The 21,071-nt window shown below is 61.1% G+C and carries 20 protein-coding genes; 8 read left to right on the forward strand and 12 right to left on the reverse strand.

Going from position 1 to position 21,071, the window contains the following annotated elements; all coding sequences use genetic code 11:
- Positions 1 to 5: 5 nt before the first annotated feature.
- The 5 genes from KUG85_RS07610 to KUG85_RS07630 all read right to left on the reverse strand — a co-directional run bounded on the left by KUG85_RS07610 (position 6) and on the right by KUG85_RS07630 (position 5,553).
- Positions 6 to 1,025 carry a LacI family DNA-binding transcriptional regulator gene (locus tag KUG85_RS07610; protein ID WP_223004746.1) on the reverse strand — a complete coding sequence of 340 codons (1,020 nt, stop codon included), beginning with the start codon at positions 1,023 to 1,025 and terminating at the stop codon, positions 6 to 8.
- The gene (locus KUG85_RS07615) at positions 1,022 to 1,978 is read right to left on the reverse strand and encodes an ABC transporter permease (protein ID WP_223004747.1); all 957 of its coding nucleotides are present in this window, start codon (positions 1,976 to 1,978) and stop codon (positions 1,022 to 1,024) included. The genes KUG85_RS07610 and KUG85_RS07615 overlap by 4 nt, the downstream gene beginning before the upstream one ends.
- Positions 1,975 to 2,964 (reverse strand): ABC transporter permease, encoded by a 990-nt coding sequence (locus KUG85_RS07620; RefSeq protein WP_223004748.1) that lies wholly within the window; start codon positions 2,962 to 2,964, stop codon positions 1,975 to 1,977. Before KUG85_RS07620 ends, KUG85_RS07615 begins: the two co-directional genes overlap by 4 nt.
- 2 nt (positions 2,965 to 2,966) lie before the next feature.
- Positions 2,967 to 4,469: a sugar ABC transporter ATP-binding protein gene (locus KUG85_RS07625; RefSeq protein WP_223004749.1), complete on the reverse strand. Its 1,503-nt coding sequence runs from the start codon at positions 4,467 to 4,469 to the stop codon at positions 2,967 to 2,969.
- 61 nt (positions 4,470 to 4,530) lie between these two features.
- Positions 4,531 to 5,553, reverse strand: a complete 1,023-nt coding sequence (locus KUG85_RS07630) for an ABC transporter substrate-binding protein (protein ID WP_065817412.1) — start codon at positions 5,551 to 5,553, stop codon at positions 4,531 to 4,533.
- 352 nt (positions 5,554 to 5,905) lie between these two features.
- On the opposite strand from KUG85_RS07630, the gene KUG85_RS07635 reads away from it, so the two are divergent.
- Positions 5,906 to 6,229, forward strand: coding sequence for a hypothetical protein (locus tag KUG85_RS07635; RefSeq protein WP_255606296.1), 324 nt, complete (start codon positions 5,906 to 5,908; stop codon positions 6,227 to 6,229).
- A 29-nt stretch (positions 6,230 to 6,258) separates the two neighbouring features.
- Here KUG85_RS07635 and KUG85_RS07640 read toward each other — a convergent pair whose 3' ends face one another.
- Complete coding sequence (locus KUG85_RS07640; protein WP_223004750.1) at positions 6,259 to 6,477, reverse strand: hypothetical protein; 219 nt, start codon at positions 6,475 to 6,477, stop codon at positions 6,259 to 6,261.
- A gap of 376 nt (positions 6,478 to 6,853) precedes the next feature.
- Between KUG85_RS07640 and KUG85_RS07645 the strand changes: the two genes are divergently transcribed.
- The 6 genes from KUG85_RS07645 (at position 6,854) to KUG85_RS07670 (ending at position 13,714) form a co-directional block, all read left to right on the forward strand.
- A complete protein-coding gene (locus KUG85_RS07645; protein WP_065817137.1) occupies positions 6,854 to 7,645 on the forward strand; it encodes a GGDEF domain-containing protein in 792 nt (263 codons plus the stop codon).
- Between the two features lie 198 nt (positions 7,646 to 7,843).
- Entirely contained in the window at positions 7,844 to 8,353 is a 510-nt protein-coding gene (locus tag KUG85_RS07650) for a hypothetical protein (RefSeq protein ID WP_223004751.1), read from the forward strand.
- A gap of 67 nt (positions 8,354 to 8,420) precedes the next feature.
- Positions 8,421 to 9,020, forward strand: coding sequence for a L,D-transpeptidase (locus KUG85_RS21085; RefSeq protein WP_407673657.1), 600 nt, complete (start codon positions 8,421 to 8,423; stop codon positions 9,018 to 9,020).
- A gap of 250 nt (positions 9,021 to 9,270) precedes the next feature.
- Positions 9,271 to 10,716: a TolC family outer membrane protein gene (locus tag KUG85_RS07660; protein WP_025029776.1), complete on the forward strand. Its 1,446-nt coding sequence runs from the start codon at positions 9,271 to 9,273 to the stop codon at positions 10,714 to 10,716.
- A gap of 34 nt (positions 10,717 to 10,750) precedes the next feature.
- Complete coding sequence (locus KUG85_RS07665; protein WP_223004752.1) at positions 10,751 to 12,928, forward strand: type I secretion system permease/ATPase; 2,178 nt, start codon at positions 10,751 to 10,753, stop codon at positions 12,926 to 12,928.
- Positions 12,929 to 13,033: 105 nt separating this feature from the next.
- A complete protein-coding gene (locus KUG85_RS07670) occupies positions 13,034 to 13,714 on the forward strand; it encodes an FAD binding domain-containing protein (protein WP_407673658.1) in 681 nt (226 codons plus the stop codon).
- A gap of 77 nt (positions 13,715 to 13,791) precedes the next feature.
- Here KUG85_RS07670 and KUG85_RS07675 read toward each other — a convergent pair whose 3' ends face one another.
- The 5 genes from KUG85_RS07675 to KUG85_RS07695 form a co-directional block, all read right to left on the reverse strand.
- Positions 13,792 to 14,982 carry a M20 metallopeptidase family protein gene (locus tag KUG85_RS07675; RefSeq protein WP_223004754.1) on the reverse strand — a complete coding sequence of 397 codons (1,191 nt, stop codon included), beginning with the start codon at positions 14,980 to 14,982 and terminating at the stop codon, positions 13,792 to 13,794.
- A gap of 83 nt (positions 14,983 to 15,065) precedes the next feature.
- Complete coding sequence (locus KUG85_RS07680; RefSeq protein ID WP_065816497.1) at positions 15,066 to 16,016, reverse strand: TRAP transporter substrate-binding protein; 951 nt, start codon at positions 16,014 to 16,016, stop codon at positions 15,066 to 15,068.
- The gene (locus KUG85_RS07685) at positions 16,013 to 16,843 is read right to left on the reverse strand and encodes a creatininase family protein (protein WP_223004755.1); all 831 of its coding nucleotides are present in this window, start codon (positions 16,841 to 16,843) and stop codon (positions 16,013 to 16,015) included. The genes KUG85_RS07680 and KUG85_RS07685 overlap by 4 nt, the downstream gene beginning before the upstream one ends.
- 30 nt (positions 16,844 to 16,873) lie before the next feature.
- A complete protein-coding gene (locus tag KUG85_RS07690) occupies positions 16,874 to 18,151 on the reverse strand; it encodes a TRAP transporter large permease (RefSeq protein ID WP_065816495.1) in 1,278 nt (425 codons plus the stop codon).
- Positions 18,152 to 18,166: 15 nt separating this feature from the next.
- Positions 18,167 to 18,673 carry a TRAP transporter small permease gene (locus KUG85_RS07695; protein ID WP_025029583.1) on the reverse strand — a complete coding sequence of 169 codons (507 nt, stop codon included), beginning with the start codon at positions 18,671 to 18,673 and terminating at the stop codon, positions 18,167 to 18,169.
- A gap of 108 nt (positions 18,674 to 18,781) precedes the next feature.
- On the opposite strand from KUG85_RS07695, the gene KUG85_RS07700 reads away from it, so the two are divergent.
- Positions 18,782 to 19,693 (forward strand): LysR family transcriptional regulator, encoded by a 912-nt coding sequence (locus KUG85_RS07700; protein ID WP_065816494.1) that lies wholly within the window; start codon positions 18,782 to 18,784, stop codon positions 19,691 to 19,693.
- Positions 19,694 to 19,709: 16 nt separating this feature from the next.
- On the opposite strand, the gene KUG85_RS07705 is transcribed toward KUG85_RS07700, so the two are convergent.
- Positions 19,710 to 20,909, reverse strand: coding sequence for a GGDEF domain-containing protein (locus KUG85_RS07705; RefSeq protein ID WP_223004756.1), 1,200 nt, complete (start codon positions 20,907 to 20,909; stop codon positions 19,710 to 19,712).
- Between the last annotated feature and the right edge of the window lie 162 nt (positions 20,910 to 21,071).

Raw genomic sequence — 21,071 nt, forward strand, 5'->3', positions numbered from 1 at the left:
CCCTTTCAAGCTGATTTGGGTGGTGCGGTGGTGCCGCGCACGCGCAGCGTGGCGGGCAAGACCACCGGTTTTGCGGGCACGAGAGCGCCGGAAAGCATTTTGAGAAGAATGCTCATCGCCTGCTGGCCGATATCGATGCGCGGCTGGCTGACAGTGGTGAGGGGCGGATAGAAGGCTTCGCTCAGATAAAGATCGTCAAACCCGACAACAGAAACGTCACCCGGTACATCACGTCCCGTTTCGCGCAGATGGTGAATGGCGCCGAAGGCCATCTCGTCATTCGAGACGAAGATCGCCGTAGGCGGTTCGGGCAGGCTAAAAAGCGCCTCGCAGGCGCGTGCGCCACCGTGGAGAAGATAGTCGCCGCGCTGTTCATAGCCCTCCGGGATGGCAAGCCCCGCATTGCGCATGGCACGGCGGTATCCCTCCTGGCGGCGAAGGCTCATCACCTCCGGCACGGGACCGGAAATATGGGCGATCCGCCGGTGCCCCAGTCCGATCAGGTGTTCCACCGCCTCGCAGGCCGCCGCGACATTGTCGATCTGCACATGCGGAAAGCCAGAGCCCTCAATCGTTTCGAGCGCCACCACGATGGGAGCGTTCGGGGGTAACTTGTTCCGCGAGCCATTTTCTTCAGGCAGTTTGCCCGTCATCAGGATCATGCCGTCGGCATGGCCGTCGCGGAGCATGTCAAAATACTCGATCTCGCGTTCGGGGTCGTTTTCCGTATTGCCCATCAGCACGGAATAGCCGGCAGCGCGGGCGGTCGCTTCCACGCTTTTCAGAATATCGAGATAGAACGGGTTGCCCACATCGCGCACCACCATCAGAACCGCCATGGACCGGGCGGTGCGCAGGCTGCGGGCGCTGGCATTGGGGCGGTAGTTCAGTGCATCGGCCGTTTTGCGCACGCGCGCGCGGGTCTCACTCGTTACAAGGTCGCTGCCGCTCAGTGCGCGTGACACGGTGGCCGGGGAAACGCCCAGCGCCTTCGCGATATCCTTGATCTTGGGGCGGCGGTTCATGCGCGCAACCCTCGCCCACGGCCATAGAAAAGCATCAGCACCAGAAGTGTGGCGCCAAACACCATCTGCCGCCCGGATTCATCGATATTGATCGTGGTCAGGATGCTTTGCAGCACCACCAGCAGAACAGCACCCGCCATGGTCCCGGTGTAGCCGCCCTTGCCGCCTGAAAGCGGCGTGCCGCCAAACACCACGGCAATAATCGAAGGCAACATGTATTGCTCCCCCACATTGGCAAATGAGGAGCCGGAATATCCAAGCAGGCAAAGCCCGGCAATGGCGGCAAACACGCCCGAGAGCATGAAGAGCGCAATGCGTATGCGCCGCACCGGTACGCCGGCCATGAAGGCAGCCTGCTCGTTGGAGCCGATCGCATAGATGCGCTGGCCGAACACGGTGCGGTGCAGGATGAAGGCCATCAGCAGGCCAACACCGATCCACAGCCAGATGATGCCGGGCAGACCGAGGAGGAATGGCCGGGTCACGAATTCCGAAAGGGCAGGGGCGGCCCGGCCCGAAGGGATGCCCTGCCGGATGACAACGAGCAGCCCCTGAAGGACACCCAGCATGCCAAGTGTCATCACCAGCGGCGGAATGCGCAACAGCGTGACACCGAGCCCATTGAACAGGCCAAAGAGCGCGCCGGTCGCAACACAGGCCAGAATGGCCAGCGGGATGCCGCCATCCATGCCGTTCATCACATTGCCGGCCACGATGGCCGAAAGCGAAACCACGCCGCCGACCGAAAGGTCGATGCCTTCGCGCCCGCCCAGAATGACGAGGTTTTGGCCGGCTGCGACAATGCCGAGAAGGGCAGCAACGATGAGCAGGCGCAGGATCTGCCCGCCGGAGGCGAAGCCCGGCGAAAGCGTGTTGCCGAGGAAGAGGAGTGCTGCAATCAGCACCAGCGCGATGAGAAGCGGGTTCTTCGCGATTTCGATGGCCCGGTTCATGCGCGCCCCCTGCGGCTGACGAGCACGCCGACCATCAGCGCCGCGAGAATGGCGAGCCCCTGTACGAAATTCTGCCAGTGCGATGGCGTGCCGGCGAAGAACACCAGAGAGTTGATGAGCCCGATGATCAGCGCCGCAATAACTGAACCCGCGACCGTGCCAAAACCACCCGATAGTGCGCTTCCGCCCAGCACCACGGCCGCCACGCTGAAGAGCGTCATTTTCGCGCCGACGAGCGGGTCGCCGCTTGCCGTGTCGCCGGTGATGCAGAAGGCGGCAAGCGCTGCGAACACGCCGCAGAGTGCATAACCGCCAATGCGGATCGCGGTGACGGGAAGCCCACTCTGAAAGGCGGCCTGCTGACCATCGCCCACCGCCAGAAGCTGCGTGGCAAGCCGGGTGCGGGCAAGCAGGTAAAGCAGGATGGCGAGCGCCGCAGCCGCATAAAAGACGAACGGAATGCCGAAGATGGTGCCGCCATAGGTGCGCCAGAAAACGGTCGGTGCGGGCATGCCGGCCACCGGCAGGATGACGAGCGCCAGCCCGGTGAAGAAGATGCTGGTGGCAAAGGTTGCGACGATGGCTTGGAGCCGGAGTGCAGCCACCACGAAACCGTTGACCAGCCCGCAGGCAAGCCCGACCAAAACGCCAATGCCGAGCGCGGCCAGAACCGAAAGCCCGCCGCCGCCCATATGCTGCATCAGCACGATGATCGTCACATTGACCAGCGAGGCGATGGCGCCGACCGAGAGATCGATGTCGGCGGCATAGACCACATAGGTCTGTGCCACGGCCAGAAGCATCAATGCGAGATAGGTGCGCACCAGGCCGGTGAGCGAGCGGAAGCTCAGGCTGTTTGGTTCAAAAATGCCGTTTAGAATCAGAAGCACGACAAGAATGAGAAGGGCGGGAAGAAAGGGAAACCGCCCGAGCAGCGCCCGAAAGCTTCCATTGTCCTGTCTGGTGGGGCTGGAAACACTGGTCATCGTCATGCCGCCTCGTAGGCTGCCTGGTAGAGATTGTAGCGGGTGCGGTCCGCGCCACTCAGTTCGCGGCTCACTGCCCCGCCATTGAAGACCAGGATCCGGTCGGCATTGTTCAGAAGCTCCGCGTCTTCGGAGGAGTAAAGCAGGATTGCGAGCCCTTCTTCGGCGAGCCTGCGGATCAGCGCGAAAAGGTCTGCCTTGGCCGAAAGGTCGATGCCCTTGGTCGGGTCGTCGAGAAGCAGGATGTCCGGTTTGTCGATGAGCCAGCGGGCGATGACGATCTTCTGCTGGTTTCCGCCCGACAGCGAGCCGATGGAATGGGAGAGCCCGGCGAATTTGGTGTTCAGCGCCTTCAGCGCCGGCAGCGCCTTTTCAGAGAGCGGCCCGGGCCTTGCCAGAACGAGCCTGTTCCGCAGCGCGTGAATGGGCGTGACATTTTCGAGAATCGGTCGCCCGCTGATCACGCCGTCGCGTCCCCGGTCGCCGGAAACATAGGCGAGGCCTTTCGCAATGGCCGCGCGCGGGCTCTCGGTGCGAAGCGGCCGCCCGTTGAGTGTCATCTGACCCGAAAGCGCAGGCGGCGCGCCGAACAGCGCCTTGAGCAGCGCCGATTGCCCCTGTCCATGCAGGCCGCCAAGCCCGAGGATTTCACCGCGCCGCACCTCAAAATCCACATCGCGGAAGCCCATGCCTGTGAGCTTCTCCACTGTCAGTGCGATTTCGTGGGAGGCCTCATGCGACGGTGGGGCCGCCTGTGGCGTGGCCAGCGTTTCCTGTTCGCCCACCATCATGCGGATAACCGCTTCGGGGCTTGTGTCTGCAATGGCTTCGGTGCCCACCGTTTCGCCATCGCGGATCACCGTCACCCGGTCCCCGATTGCAAAAATCTCATCCATGCGGTGCGAGATGAAAACGATGCTGCGCCCCTCACTTTTGAGGTCGCGAAGAATTTCGAAAAAGCGATCCACCTGCGCGCGGTCGAGCGCGGAAGTGGGTTCGTCGAAGATCAGGATCGGCGCTTCGGTTGCCAGCGCCTTCATGATCTCGACCAGTTGCCTCTGGTCGGCCCGCAGATCGCCAACGGTGGCTTCGGCATTGAGTTCATCGCCTGCAACCGTCTCGAACAGCGCGATGTAGCGGCCAGCCTTTTCAAGCAGCGCTTCGTGGTCGACGAAAAACCCGTTCTTTCTCGGCAGGTCCGGCAGGCAGATGTTTTCAGCCACGCTGCGATGATCGGCCAGGCTCAGTTCCTGGTAGAAAATGCCGATGCCCAGCGCCTGCGCAGCACGCGGCCCACTGACGGTCACGGCACGCCCGTCGAGCAACACCTCGCCCGCATCGGGCCGCACGCTGCCCGCCACGATCTTGCAAAGCGTGCTCTTGCCGGAGCCATTGGCGCCGATCAGCACGTGCACTTCGCCCGTGTCGAGTGCGAGGTCGCCGCGGCGTAGCGCCAGGGTGGCGCCGTAAGCCTTGCTTACACCGCTGAGCTTGAGCTTGGTCATGACATCTTCCCGAAGAGAGCGCCGCGCCAGTCATTGCCGGCGCGGCATCCATGGAGCGGGCCTACTTGAACAGTGCTTCCGCATCCTCGATGGAAAGCGAGCTCGTATAGGAATAGTAGCCCGGCTTGCCTTCAACCGAAGCGGCCACTTCTTCCAGGTTTTCCGAGCTGATGAAGGGGATCGGCAGATACATGGCGTTGTTGTACTGCCCGGCCGTGGCCGGCTCCTTCAATTCGCGTCCCTGCAGCATGAGAACAGCCACATTGAGCGCGCTTGCCATCACACCGGGCGGGTTCACCGAAGCGCCGGAGTTGAGGTCATTCTCGGTCCAGATGTCGATGAAGTCCTTGCGGATCTCGCCGGTGGCGGCAATGTCGCCCGCCTTGTCCGCATCCATGATGGAGCGCCACGCGCCGGCGGCCATGCCGTCCTGTACCCAGACGCCATCAATGTCGGGATAGGTGGCGAGCAGGTTCTGCATCGCCTGCTGGCCCTGCGCCTGGTCCCAGTTGGCGTTGACTTCGTTGACGATCTCGATGCCCTCGTGCTCGCCGAACACTTCGCGGTAGCCGGCAACACGCATTTCATTTGCCGGGTGGCCCGCAACGCCGTTGATGGCAACGACCTTGCCTTCGCCGTTCAGTGTATCGGCCAGCCATTTGGCGCTTTCCATCGCCCAGCCTTTCTGGTCGATGCCCACATAAAGGGCGTCCGGCGAAGAAACCTCCGCATCGGTGGCGATCACCAGAATGCCCGCTTCCTTGGCCTGCGCGAACACGGGGTCGAAGGCCGTCGGGCTGTTCGGGTTGATGATGATCGCGTCCACGCCCTGGCTGATGAAATTGCGCACATGGGCAATCTGGCCGGGCACATCGACATTGGCGCTCTGGGCGACCACTTCGACATTGACGCCCTTTTCCTTCCAGGCAGCGGCGGCCTGCTCGGCTTCCTCGATCATCTGGGTGCGCCACTCGCTGCCCACCCAGCCGTTTGACAGGCCGATCTTGAAATCTTCAGCCATAGCCGAAAGTGCCGTGCCTGCAAGGGCAGCGGCGACCACGGCGACAGTTGCCAGTCGTTTCATGAATTCCTCCCTGATGACAAACACCAGCGGCGCAGGTAGCCGGGGCTCCGTTGCCGATCGTGCATCTTCCTTCCCTTTTGGCATGTCCTCCGCCACGCCAATGAAATCGATTGTATGGCAAATGTAATCGATTTCAAGACTGAATCGCTCGGCCCCGGCCAAAGGGCTGAAACTGCCGGAGTCCAGACCGGTGGATGGAGCCGCCCTGCCAACGCATGGCCATGTTGACGATGAGACTGGCGGCGCAGGATCATGTTTCATAACGACACAATCTGTTCCTGCGGATTGGTTGCCCGGCTTCAGATAACTCGACTAGTTTCTGAACGTGCGTAATGATTCGAGTAGCGTAAAAGTGTCGAAAGAAGTGTCGCTGGAGGTGGTCCAGCTGGAGTTGTTGCTCGGCCTTGCGGATCTGATCGCGCAGGGTTTCGAGACCGCCCTGCTGGCAGCGCTGGAAGAGCTCGACGGGCGTGTTCTCTTCAACCGGAGGCTTGATGGTGATCCACGGTTTCAGCGGGTCGCGGCGGTGATGGTGGGGCCGGAAGCCGATGTGGCGCTGGTCTTTCTCGACCATTCGGGCACAACCATTCAGGTGGAAAACGCTGGCAACAGCGGACGGACAATCGCCCGCGAGGCAGAAAAAGCACGCGACCGGGTGGTCAGCGAAACGCCGTGACGTTGGCACGGATGGGCGCGCGAAGCATCTTATCCATGGTGTGATGTCCGCGTCGACCGACCGGTTTCTGCCCGCGGAAAGGGAATAATCTCGCACACCTGCGGCTTGGCCGAGAACTCGGCCTTGAGCGCGGCGTCCATCAGGAGGCCGATTGCTTCGCGCAGTTGCTGCGTCGCCGGGTCGGTGCCCGTGAGCTCTGCCTGCGCTCTTTCCAGATGGGTTTGCACGGACGCAAAGTTCGTCGGCATGGTAGTCCTTTTTCAATGCCCCCGCATCGACCTGATCATGCGCAGATAATTGTAACCGGCAAACAAAATATATCGAATGCATTTTAACGATGTAGCCGGCCACAACACGGGAGAAGCCCGGAAGCGGTGCCCTGCAATCTGGGCTGGAAGGTCCGGCAGGGGCAACTCGCCGGCAGACGCTCTCGAAGAAACTCCGCTGACAGGCGCATTGTGTCCCGGGGTGTCCCAGGGTGTCCCGGGCGCCGTGGAAACACTCCCGATTTTTTTGCGCTGCTGGTGAAAACGTTAATTGTTAAAAGACGACCGACCAAAGAAACTTTTATTAGAAGTTTGCCGGTTACCAACGACTCAGTCACATTGGGGACGTTGAAAGCATATGGACAAGTCGCTCTTGCAACGCAAACCGCGCTGGACATGGCTCATTGCCTTCACACTGCTGGGCACGCTCGCCGCAGTGGGGCTTTCGTTTCTGGTCCACTATCTGTTGTTCTTCGGGGATGACTTCAATCCCTATCAGCGCAGCCTCGTTGCTGCGCTTGTTCTGCCGATACTCATAGCCGCCCCCCTGCTCGCTTACATCGGGCAGGCGAGCGAGCAGTTGCGGCGTGTGAAACGGGAGCGGAATTTCTCTGCAGCCCACGATCCTTCGACCGAGGTCTTTAACGGCGACATGTTCACAACGCTTGTGGAGCGCCGCCGCTCGGCGACGGTGTCCGAAGCCGGTCGGACCTTCGGCGCGCTCTTGATTGTGGAAGCGGAGAACACGCGGGATATCAGCATCGACTACGGGTTCAACTGGGGCGAGGAATCGATGCGTCAGATCGCATCGGTGATTCGGGCCAATGTTCGTCGCAGCGATGTCGTTGGCCGGCTGAGCAGCAACGAGTTCGGTGTGTTCCTGCCGGGTGCGACGGTCGAGCAGGCGCGCGATGTCGGCGAACGCATCCGCAATGCCGTGGCAAAGGCGCCATTCACCGCACAGGGCGAGACTGTCGAACTGTCCCTTGATATTGGCGGGGTGATTTTCGAGGATCAGATCGAGTTCCGCGGTTTGATGAGGATCGCGTCGGAGCAGCTCGAAAAAGCGCGCCAGGGCGAGGCGGGTGGATTCCGCCTCAGCGCGCTCAACGCGCTCGAATCGGAAGAGAACGGCCAGAGTCGCGAATAGCGGCAGCGAATAGGCAGGCCGCACACTCTCCACCTGTGCAGTCCAGAGACCATCGCAACGTGGCCCTGTACTGGACACGTTAGATATTTAGCCGCAGAATGAATAAAGCAGACCGCCCATGCAGCCGGCTGCATGGGCGGTCTGCTTTTGCAGAGGGTGTTCGTCTCGCAATTGTGAGAAGCACCCCAGGGGGTGGCGATGAACCTCAAGTCGCTTGTTTCGTGCTGCGGTCTGCTTCTGCTCGCCTGTGAGGCGGGGTTCGCCGATGAACGCGGAGCAAGGCTTTTCCAGGCGCCGCTGCCGTTTTCAGATGAAATGCATCCGGACATCGCAACGCTCTATGGTGGCCGCAGCAATGTGTTGCGGCGCTATGCATGGGCAATGTCGGCCAATCGGCACGTTCTTGCGAGCCAGCGCGGCGAGGCGGTTTACGGACAGGGTTTTGCACCCGCGCCTGGCGAAGGCGGGGTTTCGGCGTTTGTGGGAGCGAATGACAGGCATGTTCTGCGGCTTGGCGGCGGTGCCCTGGTCATTGCGCATGGTGAGCCGCTGGCGAACCTCTACGCCGAGATCGACTGTGAAATCGATCAATGGCCGGTACTGGTATGTCGTGACGGGCGCGCGAGATCGATTTCGGTACCCGATACAACCACCATACTCATTGAGGGAGAGACGTTTGAACTGGCGAAGAACGGCGCAGATGAATAGCTCTGACCAGAAGGGCTCTGTCGAAAGGGGACGGCATCGGCGCCCGTGGGGCCTTGTCGTTCCGGCTTTGGCGATCGTGTTTTCGGCATGGCTTGCTTTGTCTCCGGCAACGCAGGCCAACGCGCAGACCGCGACGGTGCGCCAGTTCGATCCGGCAACCGGAACTTGGGTCAGGCGGGAACGGACCCTCTCCTTCAAAGCGCCCTGGGGGGACGCGGCGATTAAACCGTCTGTGGTGCCATATTCGGAAAATCTGCCCGCCGGGTCCATTGTCATAGAGACCGCCAAGCGTCGTCTTTACCATCTGCGCGGCGACGGCACGGCGATTCGTTATGGAATCGGCGTGGGGCGTGAGGGTTTCGCCTGGCGTGGCAGGGAGCGCATCACGAGAAAGGCTGAATGGCCCGACTGGCGCCCTCCGGCCGAGATGATCCGGCGTGAGGCCGCGCAGGGCAGGATCCTGCCTTCGGTCATGGAGGGTGGCCCTGAAAACCCGCTTGGCGCTCGCGCGCTTTATCTCGGTTCGACCCTGTTCCGCATTCATGGCACCAATCAACCCTGGACGATCGGCCAGGCCGTTTCGTCAGGCTGCATCCGGATGACCAACGAGGATGTTATAACACTATATAACAGCGTGAAGGTCGGAACACTGGTTCTGGTCCGATAGGGCAATAAGACTGACAGTGTTTCATGCATTTTAGGATTGAAATGCTTAACGAAATGCCGATTTTGTTGCCACACTGCAACATAGCCGCGAAATGAGTCGACTAAATTACTCCTAAAGAGGTATTAGGACGGCTTATATCGTAGCCAGCCAAGGGCAGTTAGCTTAGCATAAAATGATATTTGGAGATCTGGTGTTGGAGCCGGATGGATCCGTTGGCTGCGTCGGCTGAGGCGCAGGCAAAGGGGGGATGATGAAGCACAAGTCACGTATTCTGAGCCTGCTCGCTGCTACTCTGATGAGCGGCGCAGTTCTGTTTTCCACCGATGCGAACGCTCTTTCTGTGAAGGAAGCGATGGCGGTGGCTCTGGAATCCAATCCTGAAATCGGACAGGCGATCGAAAATCGTGAGGCGATCGAGTTCGAGCTGCGTCAGGCTCGCGGGCTTTTCCTGCCGAGCGTCGATCTCGAAGCGTCGGTGGGCGCGCGCCGGCTCGACAATCCCTCGCGCCGCGGCGTTGGCATTGAGGATGACCCGCTCTATCCGGCCGAAATCGGGCTGTCGATCACCCAGAAGCTGTTCGATGGCGGCGGACGCCGTGCCGAACTGGAACGCCAGGCCGCACGGGTCGATTCGGCCTCCTTCCGCGTTCTGGAGCGTTCCGAGACCATCGCCCTGCAGGTCGTGCGCGAATATCTCGAATATCTGTTGCAGGTCGAGATCGTGAACGAGGCGCGCAACAATGTCGGCTTCCACCGGTCGATGCTGGGGGATATCGGTTCTCTCATTTCAGGCGGTGCGCTGACTGAAGCCGACAGGCAGCAGGCGCAGGAGCGCATGCTCTCCGCCACGGCACGTCTGAAGGAAGCCGAGGAAGAGCTGGAAGCAGCGAAGATTCGTTTCTACAAGCTTGTCGGCAAGCCCCTCACAAACCCGACAATGCCGGGCTCAGTGGCATCGGCCCTGCCGGCATCGCTCGACAAGGCAATCGGCATCGCACGGGCCAACAATCCGCGCATCAAGGTCGCCAACGCCGATATTGACGCGGCCGACGCCCTGGTCGATGCCGCCCGCTCCAACATGCTGCCCGAGATCAGTGCGGAAGGGCGCGCCCGCGCCGGCTACGACATCGACGGCGCCGATGGGCGCACAAACGATCTTCAGGCGCGGATCGTCGCGAAGTGGAACCTCTATCGCGGCGGTATCGACGTTGCCAACGAGCAGGAGCAGATCCGCCGTGCCAGCGAGCAGCGCCTCGTGCTTCATCAGGCCTATCGTGAGGTCGAGGAAGCGGTTCGCATTTCGTGGGATCGCCGCCAGCGTCAGATCGATCTGGCAGGTACCCTGCGTTCACAGGCCCAGACCAACGCCCAGCTCGTCAGTTCCTACCGTGAACAGCTTGTCGTCGGCCAGCGATCGCTGCTCGATGTGCTGGGTGCGCAGAACACGCGGTTCAGCGTCAACGTTCTGTCCAAGACAGCCCAGTACGCCGCGCGTTTTGCCGAATATCGCATACTCGCTGCAACGGGAACGCTGCTCTCGACGATGAACCTTTCGAGCGCCAAGCAGTCCGAGGCCTATGCGCGCGCAGAATTCAACGTGCCGGAGACGGCACCGACCGAAACCTACAAGAGGCTGCCTTCGCGACAGACGAACGATTTGCCGCTCGATCTTCTCGCTCCGATCCGGTCGCAATAGCTGCCGCATCGCCATGGTGGCATAGAGGAGGAAGGTGGAACAGCTCCGCAATAATCCCGTGGCAGGCACGCCGCTTCAGGCAGGCAGTTTCAGGTTTGCCTTTCGGGAGATTGCGCAGTTTCTGGCGCGTCCGAGTTCGGAAACGGTCCTGTTCTCGGACACTCCTTTCGATGAAGAAAGCCCGTCCCTTGAGGATATAGAGCGCCTTTCAGCGCGCATCGGGCTTGAGGTAGAGCAGCACAGCCGGCGCGAACTGGCCGGTGGCGCGCTCGATCTGCCGGTGCTCGTCGTTTTCGGAGACGGCACGGCACAGGCGCTCCTCGAGCCGTTGCCCAACGATCACCTGCGCACCACGCTTCTCCCCGATCCGATTGCGGAAGAAGGCATTGCGCTGAAGGACGTCCTCTCCAGGAACATCCGGCTGATCCTTTCTTTCAGCGTCATTTATCTGAACCAGTCCGAAGGCACGGACTCGACCCTGGCAAAGCGGATCGAAAAGCGCCACTGGCTCACGACGACCCTTGCACCGTTCTGGAAATCCTATGCCCAGGTCGCCATAGCGGCACTCTTTGTCAATCTGCTTGCGCTGGCCTCGCCCCTGTTCGTCATGAATGTCTATGACCGGGTGCTGCCCAATCAGGCGACGGCCACGCTCTGGGTTCTGGCGCTGGGCGTCGCAGGCGCGATCCTTTTCGACCTGCTTCTGAAAAGCGTGCGCGCGGCACTGATCGACTATGCCGGCCGCAAAGCCGATCTCAAACTGTCCTACCTTCTGTTCGAGAAGGTGCTGCATGCCACAATGGCTTCTCGCCCGATGTCGACGGGCGAATATGCCAATCGGGTCACGCAGTATGAATTCGTGCGCGAATTCTTTACCTCGAACACGATCAGCACGCTGATCGACAGCGTCTTCGTCTTCGTGTTCATTGCCGTCATTTACAGTGTTGCCGGCTGGCTAGCGGTCATTCCCGCGACGGCATTCGCCTTTGCCCTGATCATCGGTCTGATTGCCCAGTCCCGGATTGGCCGGCGTGTGGCGGCTGCCAACAATGAGGCCGCGCAACGCCAGTCTCTTCTGGTGGAAACGATCTCCACCATCGAGACAGTGAAATCCCTCCGCGCCGAACGCACTTTGCTGCGCCGCTGGAGCGAACTGGCCAAGAACGCGTCGCGTACCGCGGAGGGCATCAAGCAGTTGTCCGCATGGGCAGCGAACATGACGCAGTTCGTTCAGCAGCTTGTGACGGTCGCGCTGGTGGTCGCCGGTGCCTATGAATTCTCTGAAGGCAATATCTCGACCGGTGCGATCATCGCAACGGTCATGCTGTCGGGCCGTGCGGTCGCGCCGCTTGGCCAGATCGCGATGACGCTCTCACGCATGCGTCAGGCGCTTTTGTCGCTGCGCATTCTCAACACGATCATGGAACAGCCGGAGGATCGGCCGGAGAGTGCGGGGTTCGTCAATCGCGAGATCCGCTCCGGTGACGTTGACTTTCGCAATGTGGGGTTCACCTATCCCGAGGCAGCAAGCCCGGCGCTGGTGGATTTCAATCTCTCGGTCAAGGGCGGTGAACGCGTCGGCATTATCGGCCGGATCGGATCGGGCAAGACCACGGCTGGCAGGCTGCTGGCAGGCCTCTATCCGCCATCGAGCGGCAACCTGCTCCTGGATGGCGTCGACATTCGCCAGTATCATCCCTCCGTCGTGCGTTCCGCCGTCGTTTTCACCTCGCAGAGCGCAGACCTCTTTTCGGGCTCGGTGAAGGAAAACCTCCTCATGGCGAAGCCGGGCGCAACGGACGATGAGCTGGTTGCCGCCGCCGAGTCTGCCGGTGTCGACGCCTTTGTCGCACGCCATCCCAGAGGCTACGACATGCCGGTGGGCGAGCGTGGCAGCCAGCTTTCGGGCGGACAGAGACAGGCAGTCGCCATCGCTCGTGTTCTGCTCAGCGATCCACGGGTCGTGTTCATGGATGAGCCGTCGGGAGCCATGGATCTGGCGAGTGAGCGCGAGCTCATCGCCCGGATGAAAACGGCCTTCCGCGAAGACGTGACGCTGATCATCTCCACCCATCGGCACAGCATGCTGCAGCTTGTCGACCGATTGGTGGTGATCGATCAGGGGCGTGTCATCGCCGACGGGCCCAAGGAGAGGGTGATCGAGGAATTGCAGAAGAACGCCGGGGGCGGGCGTTCGGGAAGGAAACAATAGGCCTCTCGCGGCGTCGATGATGCGCCCGGACAAGAAGAAAGGCGGATTGCAATGGACCGTCCTCCACTGGCTGCACGATTGGGGCTGGTCGTGATCGCAGCCCTGATGATGACCTTCATAGGCTGGGCCTCGATTGCCGAGGTTCAGGAGATCGCCCGCGGCGAGGGCAAGATCATTCCGGTCTCCAAAACCCAGATCGTTCAATCGAGCGAGGCCGGAATCGTCCAGGAAATCGCTGTCACAATCGGGCAGACCGTCAGCAAGGGCGACCTGATCCTTCAGCTCGACGATGGCGATCCGGCTGTGCGCCATCAGGGAACCATCGGCGGCTCCATCGCCAACAACGATCCCGCGGCTGATTATCCGGCGGGTCTTCTGGCGCTCGCAGCCACGATCCACACAAACCGGCGCGAGATTGCCGCGGATGATTTCTTCACCGGGCTTTTCTCCACCGCGCTGGATGAGGGGGAGATCATCACCGCCGTCAGCTTCGAGGCGCCGGAAGCCTGCGGCTACGCAAAATTCCCCAACCCTGCCTCGCGCTACGCGATGACCGGCGTCTTCGTCTCGAAGGGCGGCGGTGCGGTACGTGTTGCCGTCACAGGGGCAGGATCGGATGGCGTGTTTCGCCATGAAGGGCTGGAACAGGCGCTGTCGAAGGACTGGTCTGCCGCTGCGGTGGACGGGGTGAAAATCTCGGCTGACGGGCTTATGTCCGACATCCATTGCGATGCTGCCTATCGCGCCAATCTGATCCGGGCGATGGCCAAACGCGCGCTCGCCTGAGCGGAAAGCGAAAGCAGCAAAGCCCGGGCGCAATCCGCCCGGGCTTTGTTGTGAAAAAAGGGGTTGTTGAGCTCGGTTCAGCGCTTCATCAGGTCGATGGCCGCAGCCGCTATGGCCTTTACCGCCGTTGGAATACACGCCTCGTCCAGGTCGAAATCGCTGCGATGGAGCATCGTCTTGCGGTCCTTGAGGCGCGAGCCGATCCTCAGATGCGCGCTCGGCACACGGGTTGAAAACTCCGCGTAATCCTCACTGCCCATGGACCCTTGTGGCAGTTCGATCACCTTGTCGTCGCCGATCATGCGGCGCGCGGTCTCAAGCACGGGGTGCAGGATGTCGGGATCGTTCACCACAGGCGGAACGCCGGTCAGGAAGGTCGGTTCGCAGGTCACCCGATGGGTCAGCGCAATGCCTGCGCAGACGCGTTCAATGGCGGCTTTCACCGCCTCGCGCACGGCGGGATTCTGGCTGCGGGTCGTGCCTTCAAGCGTCACACTGTCGGGGATCTGGTTGCGTGCCGATCCGCCCTTGATCGAGCCGATGGTCACCACTGCCGCTTCCAGCGGGGCGATCTCGCGGGCAACGATCGTCTGGAGCGAGGAGACGAGATTGCCGGCAGCGACAATGGGATCGACCGCAAGATGCGGGTGCGCCCCATGGCCCGACTGGCCGGTGATGGTGATGTCGAACGGATCTGTGGAAGCGAAGGCCGTCTTCGGATGATAGCCGATCGTGCCGCCGTCGATCAGCGGCCAGTTGTGATAACCGAGCATGATGTCGGGTTCGACCCACTCGAACAGACCGTCCTCCAGCATGGCGCGCGCGCCGCCCAGCCCTTCCTCTGCCGGCTGAAACACCATCAGCGCCCGGCCCGGCAGAGCGTCTGAAAGGCGTGCCAGCACTTCGCTCACGCCGAGCGCAATGGCCGTGTGTGCGTCGTGCCCACAGGCATGCATCTTGCCCGGATTGCGCGATTTGTAGTCGGGTGAGGCGGTTTCCTCGATGGGCAGCGCGTCCATGTCGCCGCGAATGCCGATCGTCTTGCCATTGCCCTGTCCGATGGTGGCTGCAACACCGGTTTTGCCAATACCGGAGCGATGATCGACACCCAGCCGCGCCAGCTCCTGCATCACCAGTGCCGAGGTCTCATATTCCTCGAAGCCCAGCTCCGGGTTGGCGTGGAGCTGCCGACGGATTTCGATCAGGCGCGGCGTGATCTCGGCGGTGATCTCTTCAATGCGCGCGCGCAGGTTTTGCTCTTCACTCATGGCTGGGCTGCAGTCCTCGAAAAGTAAAAAATGGCCGGCGCAGCCTGTCAGGACCACGCCGGCAGTTGTCGTCAGGGGATCGGCTATTCCTTGCCGATTTCGACGATCTGCTTGTAGATGTCCTCACCCCAGACACCCTTGCCAAGGTTGTCGCGCACGGACTGCGTGGCTTCCATGAAAGGCGTCTTGTCGGGATGGGTGACCGTCACACCAGCCGCTTCCATCTCGGCGATGTATTTCTTGGTCTGGTCCGGCATCAGCTCATTGACCTTTGCAGTCGAGGCATCGTTGGCCTTCTGGAGAAGTGCCTGATCTTCCTCCGAAAGGCCCTGCCAGAACTGATCGCTGATGACCACATAAGCGGGCTTGTTGATGTAATCGACCATCGCCACGCCCTTCTGCACTTCGTAGAATTTCTGGGCATAGATCGTCTCGATCGGGTTTTCCTGCCCGTCAACGATGCCGGTCTGCAGGGCGGTGTACACTTCAGCGAAGGCCATCGGCGTGGGGTTGGCGCCCAGCGCGCGCAGCGATTCCACATAGTAGTCGCGTTCCGGCGCGCGCAGCTTCAGGCCGCTCAGATCGTCCATGGAGTTGATGACCACATTGGCGCTGATCTGGCGCGGGCTACGCGGCATGAAGCCAAGCATCCGCACCTGACGTTCAGCCGTCAGACGCTCGTTCCATTCCTTGCCGAAATCCGTATCGAGCACCTTCTTGTAGTTGTCGATGCCGTTCATCAGATAGGGCAGGGCGAGATATTCGATTTCCTTGAGGCCGGGGTCGCCGCTTGCCAGCATCTGCGTCGAGCCGAGCGCCATCTGCGCATAAACCTCACGCGGGGTGCCCAACTGATCGCCCGGGAAAATCGTCACCGTGTGATCGGAGTTTTCCTCCACCACACGCTTGAACTCCTGGGCGCCTTCATACTGTGCCTCGCCCGGCTGAGCCCAGAGCGCATAGCGGATTTCGTCCGCCTGCGCGCTGGCCGTCGCCAGAAGAACGGCGCTGAGTGCGAGTGCTTTCATCTTCATGCTGCATACTCCCCTTTTGATTTCGCTTTTGTGGATGAAGAAACGGACCGCATGTGCTCGACAAAGTCGGAGCAGAACGTCACGAGGTGATCGACGAAACGGGCGCCCTTGTCAGCCGAAGACCGTGAGGCGTCACCGCCGGCGATCCCGTTGGAGCAGTGATCGTCCACATTGACCGGCAGGCCGATCTCCGTGCCCTGAAAGCGCACCGCGGCAAGCCCGGCAGTGGGCAGGTCGATCATCTTTCCGAACTGGGCATCGATCTCCACGGCATCCATGCGGGTGAGATCCGGGAAAAGGTGCAGATAGACCGAAGTGATCGGGTCGCCGCCATGCGCAAACGCCTTCTTGCCGAACTCGCCATGCACCTCATTCCAGAGGGCATCGGGAATCGAACGCCATAGATTGATGCAGGGAACCAGCACGTCATGGTCGCGCCGGACCGCGCGTATGACCTGGTCGATCAACGGGGCATTGCCGCTGTGGCCGTTGACGATCACAAGCTTCGTGAGCCCATGATCGAGAAAATTGTCGAGCATGTCGCGCAGCGTGGCACGGAACGCATCGGCAGAAAGCGCGATGCCGCCAGGCACCGAGCGAAAATATTCCGCATAGCCAAAGGGCATGGTGGGTGCCGCAATGGCCCCGCTTTTCTCCGCCACGCGGCTGGCAATTTCACGGGTCAGCATGAAGTCGCCCATCGGCACCATCGGCCCCTGGATTTCCTGCGAGCCAAGGGGGATGAGGATCACCGGATCCTCGCCCATCCGCTCCTGGAATTCCAGAAAGGTCATGTCCTCCAGAAGGTGCTTCTTCGCGGTACTCATTGATGCATGGACTCCAAAGTCATTGAACGCTCAGTTTCCGAACACGAGGTTGGGAAGGAAAAGGCTGATCTGCGGGAACAGGACCAGCAGCACGACCGCGGTGAAAAGCGGGATGTAGAAGGGCAGCATCGCCTTCACCATCTGGCCGTGAGATATCTTTGCGATGTCCTGTGCGATGAACATCAGCACACCCACAGGCGGTGTTGCGCCGCCGATGATCAGGCTGAACACCATCAGCACGCCGAAATGCACCGGATCGATGCCGAATTGCAGGATCACCGGAACGAGGATCGGCGTCAGAACGATCTCGGCAGAGGACGCGACCATGAGAAGCCCGACGCCGAGAAGCATGGCAACGATCACGAAGAGCGCGATCACCGGGTTCTCCGAGATGGTGGAGATGCCATCGGCGATGGCCAGCGGCACCTGCTCGCGCACCATGATCCACGAGAAGGCCGAAGCAACGGCGATGATGGATAGAATGCGTGCCGTGCCGAGTGCCGTGTTCTGAATGGCGCCCCAGATGTCGGCACCTTTCACATTGCGGTAAAAAAGGCTGAGCAGAAGGCCGTAAAGCACCGCGACAGCCGCCGCCTCGGTGGGAGAAAAGATACCGAACAGAATGCCCGCCACGATGATGACCGGGAAAAGAATGGCCGGGCCACCGCCCTTGATGGCGGTCGCCAGCTCCGGCAGTGTCGCCCGCTCGTAGCGCGGGAAGTCACGTTTGCGCGCATAAAAATATGTGAACAGCATCTGCGTGCCGATGATCACGAAACCCGGCAAAATACCTGCCAGAAGCAGACGGCCGATCGAGACGTTCGCCAGCGTGCCATAGATCACGAGCGCAACACTCGGCGGGATCATTGGCCCCACCATGGAGGAGGCGACGGTCACGGCGGCGGAGAAGGGGGCCGGATACCCTTCCTTCTTCATGGCCGGAATGAGTACGGAGCCGAGCGCGGTCGTGTCGGCTGTGGGCGAGCCCGACATGCCGGAGAAGATCAGGCTGGCAAAGATGTTGACCTGCGCCAGACCGCCGTGGATGTGCCCGACCAGAGCCTTCGCCAGCGCGATGATGCGGTCGGTCAGTTTACACGCATTCATCAACTCGCCGGCCAGGAAGAAGAACGGAATGGCCAGAATGAGAAAGGAGTTGATGGAGGCCGTCATGCGCTGGGTCAGGAGCGCCAGATTGATGTCGGCAAAGAAGAAATACACCATGGAGGATGCGCCGATGGCAAAGACCAGCGGCAGCCCCATGAACAGAAGGACCAGAAGCAGTCCGATAATCGAAATGGTCAGCATTATATGGTCCGCGGATCACATGGGGTCTTCATGGCCATAGGCCGGGTCTGTCTGGCGGTGCATCGGACGGACATAGACGATGCGCCCGACGATCCCCGCGATCATCAGGACAGCGCCCACCGTTGCCGCCAGCCGCACGACACCCGCAGGCAGCGGGAGGGCAGAGAGGTCCTGCATGTTCTCCAGGATCACCAGCTTCACACTGGTCCAGCCGAGAATGGCGAGAAAGCCGACGGAGATAAGCGCATTGACATAGCGCAGCAGGTTGCGCGCCCTGGGCGGCAGCATCAGGAAGAAGACATCGACGTTCAGATGGCGGCCATCCCAGCAGACAGCGGCCGCGCCGATAAAGGCGATCCAGACGATGAGCAGTTTCGCCAGTTCCTCGCTCCAGACGAGCGGTGCGTTGAAGAAATAACGCAGGATAATCTGCAGCAGCGTCACACCCACCACGACGATGAGCATGAGGCCAACGGCGATCCGCAGCGGTCGCGCGAGATCAATTGGTTTCTGGTCGTTCACGAAGACCCTCCCGGTCCGGTTTCATTTACGGAAGCATGTGCGGATATTGGTTGTCCAATATATTTATGAAGGCTATTTTTCTCTTTTAGATATTAATAAGGGGCAGCGATGCAGTCACTCGGCGCCATAGAATTCCGTCATTTGCGCTACTTCATGCGGGTCGCGCAGGAGCTGCATTTCGGCCGGGCGGCGGAGATGCTGGGCGTTTCGCAGGCGCCCCTCAGCCAACAGATACGCCAGCTGGAGCAGCGGCTTGGCGTTCGCCTGTTCGACCGCACCACCCGCAGCGTGACACTCACGCCCGCTGGCCGTGTTCTCTTTGAGAAGGCGCAGCAGGTGCTGGTGTCGCTGGAGGAGGGCATTCGAGAGACACAGGCGGCGGGCGGTCTTTCCTCCGGCCGTCTGCGCATCGCCGCCGTCTATGTGGGTCTCTACAACTTCATGTCGAAGGCCATGCGCGAGTTCAGCCGGCGCAACCCTTCGGTCCTGATCGACATGCAGATCCACACCACGGAAGAGCAGCTTGCGCTGTTGAAGGATCGCAAGGTCGACGTGGCTTTCGTGCGTCCGCCGCGCACGGCCTCCGGCATTGCCTACCGGGAGATTTATCGGGAGGGGTTCGTCGCCGTGCTCCCGGCGGAATCCCACCTTGCCTCCCGCGAGAATCTCGAAGTCGAGGACCTGCGCGACGAAAACTTCATCACCTATTCCTCCATCGTCGGCGTGAGCTATCAGGATGTTGTCCTGCAGCATTGCCGCAAGGCGGGCTTCGTCCCCAAAGTGGTGCAGGAGGTCAGCCACACCATGACGGTCGTTGCCATGGCGTCAGCCGGCATCGGGGTCGGCATCGTCCCGGCCTGGGTTGTCATGACGCCGATGGAGAATGTGGTTTACCGCGAGCTCCCGAAACTGCCCAAGGCCGTCTCGCTGGTTGTCGCCTGGCGCGAAGACAGCATGAATCCTTTCGTGCGCGACTTCGTGAAATGCACGCTCGCCGCCGTCGGCGAAACCGGCCACTGAAACCCGCGCATGAATTTCAGGCGCTCGATGCAGGGCTCTCGGACGGGTCGGATTGAAGGGGTTCCGTACTGCTCTGGTATGAACCTGCCACGGGGTCGGACAGTACACGATCGCGGCCCGCCTGCTTCGCACGGTAGAGATGGTCGTCGGCCCGCCTGAGAAGCGTTGCAAGATCGTCATCGGCGTTCTTGTGAACGATGCCGAAACTCGCCGAAAGGCGAACACTCTTCTGGTTGATCGCAAGTGTGCTTGATGAAAGGCCGCTGCGCAGACGCTCGGCCAGGTCGCGCGCGCCCTCAATATCCGTGTGCGGCAGGAGCAGGGCAAATTCCTCACCGCCGATGCGCCCGACAATATCGCTGGAGCGCGCGCAGTTCTCCAACATGTCGCCGAAGGCTCTCAGGGCGGCATCGCCGACATGGTGGCCATGGGTGTCGTTGATCTGCTTGAAGTGATCCAGATCGCAGACGATGAGAGAAAGCGGAGCTCTGCGCCGTGATTTCACATGGCATTGCGCCTGCTCTTCGAAGCCCCGCCGGTTCAGCACGCCAGTCAGCCCGTCACGGTCCCGGTCGTGCCGCAGCTCATCCATCACGTCCGTCAGGATGGTGGCAAGAACGGTCAGTGCGAGTGCTGCGCCCATGACAGAAAGCGAAAGCTGCAATGCCTGCCAGAACAGCGAGTTCCCGGGTGCCACGCTCAGCGTGGGCAGCGAGTCCCCTGCGGTCAGCAGGGTTCTGGGAAAGAACTGCAGGGCGAAGGCGAGCAGCACCCAAAAGAGAATGTGGTCGGCCCTGCCGGCATTGCGGGCTGGCAGGATGCACAGTGCGACGATGAAGAGAATGGCGCCATAGCTGAAGTTCTGCACGTAAATACGCGCCAGAAGATCGGGCTGGATATAGGAGAAATACCACAACAGCGCCATGATCGCGCCCAGCAGCAGCACGATGGCCACGCGGCCAAGCCGTTTGCCGGCGCGTCGTAATATCCCCTCGCTCGCCAGCACCACGGCGAGCGTGTAGAGAAAGCCGGAGAAGAGCGCGTTCGGGCCGACACCGGAGGGCCATTGCAGGACCTGGGAGAGCATCCCCAGACCGAATAGGGCGCAGGCACCGGCGAGAGTGGCGGAATGCCTGTGACGCCTGTCCACCAACCACACCCATATGAATCCGATTGCAAAGACGAGCATGATCGTTGGACCGATCAAGCCGGTCATGCTGATCAAAAGGCTATTCTCCATTGGGGTATCCAGCATGCTACGAAGCGTCTCGCCATGGGCGCGTCGCTCAAAGTCCCTTCATACCTTCCCTAATGTCAGATTCATAACGAAGGTTGAAGGGCCGCCGGCGACACAATCCAGTGTGGCTATCAAAACTGT

This window comes from Nitratireductor rhodophyticola (assembly GCF_019891355.1).
Classification (GTDB): Bacteria; Pseudomonadota; Alphaproteobacteria; order Rhizobiales; family Rhizobiaceae; genus Nitratireductor; species Nitratireductor rhodophyticola.